Genomic DNA, 6,381 nt, shown 5'->3' with positions numbered 1-6,381 from the left:
TATGGGAAATGTTTAGAATATGATATGGAAGATGCCTGATGAGATTGGGAGGGAGATTTTTCGTATGCAATTAAATGATACAGTTAAATTGGCACAAGAAATAAGCAAAGAAATGAGGACTATATTTAAGGATAAAATAGATGCTACACAAATATATGATGTTAATGATGATATAAATCATAGAGCATTTAAAATAAAATTTATTGCATATGATTATTTTGTTGTTATTTTTAATTATGAACAAGATATTATTGGATGTTCGATTGAACAGGGTAATTCGACGCATATTTTATTGTCAAAAGGAAAAAATTGTTATTCAGATAAAAATATAGATGAATTTTTTAGAAACGTTGATAATGAATTAAAATTGCGTATACCAGATAAATTTTTAGAAGCTCATGGCTGGATGTAGCTCATAAAAAGTATATTTTATCGAGCTGATAAAATTAAAAAGATAATAAAGGGCAGTACGAATATGATTGATTACATAGGAATTGCAAGAAAAGCCGTAGAATGTGATGATATGGTAAAGCTGTTAGAGGGAAAGGGTGAGTATCATTGCAAATTTTTTTATTATGGCTTTCCACCTGATGCGGATGTTACGGATTGGGAGAATCTTATACCAAGAGGAATTTATGCACTGTATAACGAGGGAGGGTATGACTATATTCCGGATATGATTATTGAAGCAATTAAAGAAATGTGTGAGGGAGATGTTAAAGAGGTATACTGTGCGTTTAGTGTTTTTTTTGATATTGTACTGAAGGAAAGACAGAGTTTCAAACCGGTACCATTTTACATATCAGAGCAGATAAAACCTGTAGTTATGCAGGCAGTTTTCAATAATAAAGAAAAGTTAAGTAAATGTTTTGACTGGGAAGGATGGAGACATTCTGATGGGATGTGGGGAGCTATAAAGCGATGGGTGAAAATACTGCAGGAAGATTACGAGACGTGTTCAGAGTATGATATGGAAGATGCCTGATGAATTGAAATGATATATTAGAAAACGGAGATATTTGTGAAAGTATTTGAATTAGAAGAAAAATTGAATAAACTAGGTATTCCTAAAGATACATATTCTATTTTAAAAGGAGGTTTGCCTAACGAAAGATTATGTATAGTAAAAGAAGAGGAATGGTGTGTATATTATAGTGAGAAAGGGAGAAAATCTGGTTTAAAGAAATTTCAAACAGAAACAGAAGCATGTGAATACTTTTTTGAAAAAATAAAACGCCTGAGATATGCTGGCAAATGAATTATTTGCTTGTTACCTCTTTCTTACAATATTGTAAGAAAAGAATACACAGATATTCACGGGAATGTAAGATAGAAGTGAGAAGATAGATACAACGAAAATGTATCTATCTTTTTTTCATATATATCACAGGGAGGTAATGAATGACAGATTATAAAAAACTCGCACTTTATTATCTGAAAGCAGGTAAAAGGCAGTGTATCGTTACGATCGTAGGGGTGATGATCACGGTAGCTGTATTATATACGGCATTGAATTTTGGATATTCATATGTGCTTCAGACACGGCAGGAAGTGAGGAAAGAAGCAGACTATGAGATCGTTTTTCTGTCTGATGATACAGAGAAATTAGCGCAGATCGCTGCAGATGATCAGATACTTCAGGCATATAACGGGGCGTATACAGGGGAAGAATATGTCAGTGATGAAGAAAAATTTGTAGAAGTAAATTATAAAAATGCTTTATATGTGAATGTCAGACATCCTTATAAGATGGAGTCGATCATGGAGGATATGAAAGCCGATTATGGGGTGGATGCAAGATTAAATAATGAACTGGCAGTGTTATATCTTCAGGATGAAGATGGACTGATCGGTGTTCTGCTGATCCTTGTTCTGCTGATAGCATATATCTTTGCGATCTTCGCTGTCGGGATGATCAGGAATACGGTTCAGATGTTTGTCCTGCAGCAGGTGAAGGACTATGGAATCCTGCGGTGCATCGGAGCAACGAAAGGACAGTTGAACCGGATCATATACAGGATAGGGGCAGGCATGGAAGTGACAGGCATTGCAGTCGGTGTACTGCTCGGAACCATCATCAGTGTGATCCTTGGTTTTTTAAAGGATGTAAATGTCGGATTCCATATCGGACCGGCTATTCCGATCCTGATCGCATATCTTGGAGATCTGTATTTTGTTATGCAGGAGTGCTCAAAGCTTGTGACGAAGACATCGCCGGTCAGTGCGGTCCGTGGGGAGTACCGGATCAAAAAGGAAAAGATCAAGGTTCGTGGAAATGGTCTGATGGGGCGGTTGTTCGGTGTTGAAGGCGCCTATGCAAGAAAAAGTGTACTGCGGAACAGCGGACGATTTGCAAAGACAGTAACAGCCATGATGCTCAGCATAACAGCGATCATTATATGCTTAAGCACCGGGAGTATGGTTCATGATACGAAAAAGAATATTAATGATATGTATGGCAGATATCTGGAAGAAAACCAATCCCCTGCCAGCATATTTAATGATGTGGAATGGATACAGAGTGAGGATTTGCCTTCTGTCGAGGAGATCAAAGAGAATTCTTTGCATTACTATGTAACAGAAACAAAAATGGTATACAGTGCCAGAGGAAATCTGGTAGATCCCGAAACCTATTATGGCAAGTTTAACAAAGATTATGCAGAACAGACGAGTTTGGGAAGTTACATCGAAGCAATGATGCAGAGATGGAGAGAACGGAATACAAAGGAATACAGCGAGAAAGATGATGTAGAATATGAAAAGGCTGTTGATAGTCTGAATAGTTCATTTATAAGCATTGAAGGTTGTGATCAGAATGATCTGGACTATCTGTCCGAGTTTATAGAGAGTGGAACTGCGGAGCTGGATGACGATGGTATTCTGGTCGTTGGCGGAGGAAGCGTAATGGATTATTCCGGAAGCTATGATGACGGAGTGACGTTGTATGATCTGGGAAAGCATTTTGATACATATGATCTGCAGGTAGGGGACACGATCCAGCTGGTTGATTACAGGGAATATGAGAAACGATATCAGGCGGCTTATGAAAAGATGATGGCAGACAGTATTCTGGTCAGTCCTGAGGTAGATACGGGAGATACCTATATCTCAGAAGAACGGGCAACCAAAGAGGGCAGATCAACCTGGCGTGAACAGTATGTGATCGCTGAGCGTATCCGTCAGGAACTTATTGAGGAAGGATATTATCGAACCTATACAGTTCAGGGAGTTCTGGATTTTGGAGATCAGCTGCTTCCGGACTGGGGAGATATCTATATGAAAAGAGATTCCTACTTTGACCTGACCGGATATGGCGAACAGGATGTGACAGGAGTAAAGTATGCGATCGATCTTGACAGTGTACCGGTATCCTATTTTGAAACCGGAATAGGCGATATTACAGATGTACTGTACGGATATGCTTATGCCAGAAATATAGTCCGGTATGCATTGGCGTTTGCCGCTTTTATATTTGTATTGAGCTCGGTGAACATTATTAATACCACAGCAGGAAATCTGCATATGAGGCGGAAAGAGCTGGCGCAGCTCCGGGTGATCGGAATGTCCAGAAAGAGATTGATCTATACGGTCATGTTAGAGGGCGTGATGGCGACGGTCCTGTCAAATGTTCTGGGATTCTTATTTGGTTCGATTTTTACGATATATATTTATACATATCTCAGTATGTTTTTATATATAAAACAAACCATTGCCTGGTGGGCATTTGGAGTCGGGTTGATCGCATCCACATTGGTAATCTTTGGAAGCATCTATGCATCACTTAAGGATCTTCCGATTTGTATTGTGGATGACCTGAAGCTTGAGGAATAAAAAATCGATAATGATGAAGTGAGGTCAAAATTATCGGGGTGAAATAAAAAGGAGAGGTGAAAATGACAGACTATAAGAAACTTGCAGTATATTACCTGAAAGCAAGCAAAAAACGATGTGTGATTACGATCCTTGGGGTAATGATCACGGTGGTCGTGCTATATGCGGGACTGAACTTTTTCTATTCATATATGCTGCAGTAGCAAAAGGATGTAAGAAAGGAAGCGGATTATGAGATCGTGTTCCTGACGGATGATCAGGAAACCATATCACAGATCGCGTCGGATGACCGTGTCACACAGGCATATACAGGAAAATATGCGGTGAGTGAGTGGGAGACAATTAACGGAACGGATGGCAAATATGTAGAAAAGATATATGACAATGCATTATATGTAAATACCGGACATCCTTACAGGATGGTTAAGATCATGAACGAGATGATAGAAGATTATGGGGTGGATGCAGAACTCAACTGGAATCTGTCCACCTGGTATCTGCAGGATATGGATGAAGGATTTGCTGTTATATTGATCGTGGTTCTGTTAGTTGCATATATATTTGCAATCTTTGCAGTCGGAGTTATCAGAAATACGATCCAGATGTTTACATTAGAGCAGGTGAAAGACTATGGAATCTTACGATGCATCGGAGCGACGAAGGGACAGTTAAGCGGCATCATCTATCGGATGGGAGCCATACTTGAGATTGCCGGACTGCTTGCCGGCATTGTGATGGGCGGAATCGTCAGCATGATCCTCGGATTTATATTTAAGATAAGCGCAGGCTTCCATATCATTCCGGTGATACCGATCCTGATCACTTATCTGGGAGATATGTATTTCGTAATGCGTGAGAATGCCAAGCTGGTAACGAAGATGACACCGGTCAGTGCGGTTCGTGGTGAATACAGGATCAAGAAAGAAAAGCTTCGTCGTCATGGTGGTGGTCTGCTGGGAAAGATATTTGGAATCGAAGGATCATATGCCAGAAAGAGTGTCCTTCGAAATAAAGGAAGATTTATAAAGACGGTAACAGCCATGGTATTCAGCATATCAGCAATCGTATTGATATGCAGCTGCTGGGGACAGCTCAGAAAATACTGGAAGGATACAGATGAAAAATATGGGGAATATCAGTTTAATCTGACTTCGTATTCGTCTGCTACAACGAGTCTGGAAGAAGCGCAGAGCACTTTGCCGTCTGCGGAGGCATTCCGGGATCTGTCACGAAATAACAGTGTGGAGGCAGCAAAGAAAGTGTATGCCTGCAGGGCCGATCTGGTAGATGCGGATTCTTATACAGGAAAGATCACGGATGAATTCCGAACAAAGGTAACGATGGGACATTACTATGGTGTCTATATGGATAAGTTAAATGAGACGGACGGAACATCAGATGATAAGGACCCGGAAGCTACCGGAGGTGTAGCGGAAAGCATGGTAAACAGTGCAGATGTGATCGGATGTGATGATTCTGATCTGAACGATCTGACGAAATATCTGAAAGCAGGAACAACGGAACTGTCAGAGAACGGTATTCTGGTTGTGGCAGGAGGAAGCTTTAACGGTTGGGACCTGGAGGAGGCAGAGGATACAAATGATACCTTATATGATAAGACCTACCATTTTGACACGTATCATTTTGAACTGGGCGATACGGTTCAGCTAGTTGATTTTGCTCTGTATCAGAAAGAATGTCTGAAGGCAAAGGAGAAGATCGATCAGGAATATGAAAAGCTTCAGGAGACAGCGGTAGCGACAGAAGATGGTGACAGCGAAGGCAGTACGGTAGGAAATGGGGAAGACCGGTCTTCCGTACGACAGGAATATGTAGAATATAAGAAGATCAAGGATAAGCTGATCGCAGAGGGACACTATAAGACCTATAAGGTAGAAGGTATTCTGAATCTTGGCACACAGGTATTCGGTGAGACCGGTGATCGTCAGATCTATATGCGTCAGGATGATTATTTTGATCTGACAGGATACGGGGAAAATGATATTGCCGGTATGAAATACAAGATCAATCTGGATCGTGTATCTGCCGGTTCTATAGTAGAATTGCTTGCCTATAACACTGATTCCTTATATGGAGAGTCTATGCAGATCTGTGTATACCTGAAAAGCTTTGTCCGGTATGCAGTTGCGGCAGTACTGTTTATCTTCGTATTAAGCTCGGTAAACATCGTGAATACGACAGCCGGAAATCTGCATCTGAGACGAAAAGAATTCGCACAGCTCCGTGTGATCGGAATGTCCAGGAAACGCCTGCTAAAAACCGTTATGTTAGAGGGCGTTATGACCACGGTTGTAGCGAATGTATTCGGTTTTATTATAGGCGTTGGGTTATCGTATGGTGTCTTTTGCTATCTTAATATGGTGATCGAGGCAGGAAAGTCCATTGCCTGGTGGGCATTTGGAGTCGGACTTGTGGCATCCGGTCTGATTATCTGCGGAAGCATCTGGCTGGGGATCAGAGACCTTCCGGTAGCCATGGTAGAAGATCTGAAGCTTGAGGAGTAAGCATGAAATGTAAGCCTGATACAGT

6 protein-coding genes are annotated in these 6,381 nt (G+C 40.8%); all 6 read left to right on the top strand.

Going from position 1 to position 6,381, the window contains the following annotated elements:
- Positions 1-64 precede the first annotated feature (64 nt).
- The 6 genes from DWW43_RS04885 to DWW43_RS04865 all read left to right on the top strand — a co-directional run bounded on the left by DWW43_RS04885 (position 65) and on the right by DWW43_RS04865 (position 6,356).
- Positions 65-412 carry a hypothetical protein gene (locus DWW43_RS04885; RefSeq protein ID WP_133302397.1) on the top strand — a complete coding sequence of 116 codons (348 nt, stop codon included), beginning with the start codon at positions 65-67 and terminating at the stop codon, positions 410-412.
- Positions 413-475: 63 nt separating this feature from the next.
- Complete coding sequence (locus DWW43_RS04880; protein ID WP_119962884.1) at positions 476-985, top strand: hypothetical protein; 510 nt, start codon at positions 476-478, stop codon at positions 983-985.
- Positions 986-1,021: 36 nt separating this feature from the next.
- A complete protein-coding gene (locus DWW43_RS04875) occupies positions 1,022-1,258 on the top strand; it encodes a hypothetical protein (protein WP_008402584.1) in 237 nt (78 codons plus the stop codon).
- 143 nt (positions 1,259-1,401) lie between these two features.
- Entirely contained in the window at positions 1,402-3,831 is a 2,430-nt protein-coding gene (locus DWW43_RS04870) for an ABC transporter permease (RefSeq protein WP_119962883.1), read from the top strand.
- A gap of 62 nt (positions 3,832-3,893) precedes the next feature.
- Positions 3,894-4,034 carry a hypothetical protein gene (locus DWW43_RS12290; RefSeq protein ID WP_243104398.1) on the top strand — a complete coding sequence of 47 codons (141 nt, stop codon included), beginning with the start codon at positions 3,894-3,896 and terminating at the stop codon, positions 4,032-4,034.
- A gap of 36 nt (positions 4,035-4,070) precedes the next feature.
- Complete coding sequence (locus DWW43_RS04865) at positions 4,071-6,356, top strand: ABC transporter permease (RefSeq protein ID WP_243104397.1); 2,286 nt, start codon at positions 4,071-4,073, stop codon at positions 6,354-6,356.
- Positions 6,357-6,381 lie beyond the last annotated feature (25 nt).

The organism is Clostridium sp. AF15-41 (assembly GCF_003604095.1).
Taxonomy (GTDB): domain Bacteria; phylum Bacillota; class Clostridia; order Lachnospirales; family Lachnospiraceae; genus Coprococcus.
The sequence above is the reverse complement of the archived record's forward strand: the minus strand, read 5'-3'. Positions and strand labels throughout refer to the sequence as shown.

Bases quoted from the DNA above. Each gene is read 5' to 3' on its own strand.
- DWW43_RS04880 (WP_119962884.1), top strand. From the start codon at position 476: ATGATTGATTACATAGGAATTGCAAGAAAAGCCGTAGAATGTGATGAT.
- DWW43_RS12290 (WP_243104398.1), top strand. From the start codon at position 3,894: ATGACAGACTATAAGAAACTTGCAGTATATTACCTGAAAGCAAGCAAA.
- DWW43_RS04885 (WP_133302397.1), top strand. From the start codon at position 65: ATGCAATTAAATGATACAGTTAAATTGGCACAAGAAATAAGCAAAGAA.
- DWW43_RS04870 (WP_119962883.1), top strand. From the start codon at position 1,402: ATGACAGATTATAAAAAACTCGCACTTTATTATCTGAAAGCAGGTAAA.